Annotated in this window: 2 protein-coding genes; both read left to right on the top strand. The window is 68.4% G+C overall.

Translation table 11 applies throughout. The features are described 5' to 3' along the window. Window positions 1–277: 277 nt before the first annotated feature. Window positions 278–1141, top strand: a complete 864-nt coding sequence (locus VL129_RS08960; protein ID WP_325412230.1) for a putative selenate ABC transporter substrate-binding protein — start codon at window positions 278–280, stop codon at window positions 1139–1141. Continuing rightward, the gene (locus VL129_RS08955) at window positions 1134–1808 is read left to right on the top strand and encodes an ATP-binding cassette domain-containing protein (protein ID WP_325412228.1); all 675 of its coding nucleotides are present in this window, start codon (window positions 1134–1136) and stop codon (window positions 1806–1808) included. Before VL129_RS08960 ends, VL129_RS08955 begins: the two co-directional genes overlap by 8 nt. The last annotated feature ends 12 nt before the right edge of the window (window positions 1809–1820 follow it).

Below are 1820 nucleotides of genomic sequence, written 5' to 3'. Positions count from 1 at the left end.
TGATTCAGTGGTTATACAGGGTCAGTGACAGAGCCGGATGGCGTCGCGCTGTGAGGGAGCCGCGCGGGTGTCTGCGGCGGCAATTGTACCGATGATGGCGAGTCTGCCGGCGAACGGTGCCGATGCCTGCGTCGCCGCCCTGCGTCAGGCGGGTTACGGCCAGGCCGCCATCATCGGTACAATTGCCGCCGCAGACACCCGCGCGGCTCCCTCACAGCGCGACGCCATCCGGCTCTGTCACTGACCCTGTATAACCACTGAATCAAGGACCTTACCCGTGCAGCCATTGCGCCTCGCCCTGAGCCTGTTGTTCGCCAGCCTGCTGAGCTGGCACAGCCTCGCTGAACCGTTTGTGTTTACCGCGATTCCCGACGAGGACGAGACCCGCCTCAAGGCGCGCTTCGACCGGGTCGCGGTGTATCTCGCCGAGCGGCTCAAGGTCGAGGTCGAATACATTCCGGTGAAGTCCTATCCCGCAGCGGTCAGTGCATTCCGCAACGACCAGGTGCAGCTGGCCTGGTTCGGCGGCCTCACCGGCGTACAGGCCCGGCGCCTGGTGCCGGGCGCCCAGGTGATCGCCCAGGGCGCCGAGGACCCGCGCTTCAAAAGCTACCTTATCGCCCACGTCAGCACCGGGCTGGAACCCGCCGAGACGCTGCCCGACGCCATCCGGGGCATGACCCTGACCTTCGGCAGCAAGAGCTCGACCTCCGGGCGGCTGATGCCCGAGTACTACCTGCGCCAGCGCTTCGGCGAGGCCCCTGAAACCCTGTTCAGCCGGGTGGGCTTTTCCGCCAACCACTCCCGCACCATCGCCCTGGTGCAGGCCGGCGCCTACCAGCTGGGCACCCTCAACTACGCGGTGTGGGACGAGGAGCTGGCCCAGGGCAACATCGATCCCGACAAGGTGCGCGTGATCTGGACCACGCCGCCCTACCCGGACTACCAGTGGACCCTGCGCGGCGATGTGGACGCGCGCTGGGGCGCGGGCTTTGCGGCGCGGGTTCGCCAGGCGCTGCTGGACATGGACGATCCCGAGCTGCTGGCCGCGTTTCCGCGCAGTGCCTTTATTCCCGCCAGCAACGCCGATTTCGAAGCCATCGCCGAAACCGCCCGCGCCATCGGACTGATGGATGAGTGAGCTGAGCGCCCCGGCCTGGCAGTTCCACATTGCAGGCGCCCACTATCAGGGCCGCCAGGTGCTGCAGTCCGTAAGCCTCAGTCTTCGGCCGGGGGAACGCATCACCCTGCTGGGCAGGAGCGGTGCCGGCAAGTCCACCCTGCTGAAACTGCTGCACCAGCAGTGCCGGGACCACAGCGACGAGCCGGCATGGATACCGCAGACCCTGGGCCTGGTCGCCAACCTGAGCGTTTTCCACAATGTCTACAGCGGCCGCCTGGACCGGCATGCCTGGCCCGCCAACCTGCTCAATCTGGCCTGGCCGCAGGCGCGCGCCAAACGCGCCATCCACGCTCTGCTCGAGGAGCTGGAACTGGCTGACGCGCTGTTCAGCGCCACCGGCAGCCTGTCCGGCGGCCAGCAGCAGCGGGTGGCCATCGCCCGCGCCCTGTACCGTGGCGGCGAGCGGCTGCTGGCGGACGAACCCCTGGCCGGGCTCGATCCGCCGCTGGCGGCGCGGGTCATGACGTTGATCGGCACGCGCTTCAGCAGCTGGGTCATGGCCCTGCACGATCCGGCCATCGCCCGCCAGTACGCCAGCCGGGTCATCGGCCTGCGCGACGGCGCCATCGCCCTGGACTGCCCCGCCGCGGAGCTCGAATCCGCCGAGCTCGCCGGGCTCTACTGACGCCGATGCCAG

The sequence above is a fragment of the Pseudomonas sp. genome, assembly GCF_035497915.1.
Taxonomy (GTDB): Bacteria; Pseudomonadota; Gammaproteobacteria; order Pseudomonadales; family Pseudomonadaceae; genus Serpens.
This window is presented reverse-complemented; position numbering and strand designations above follow the sequence as displayed.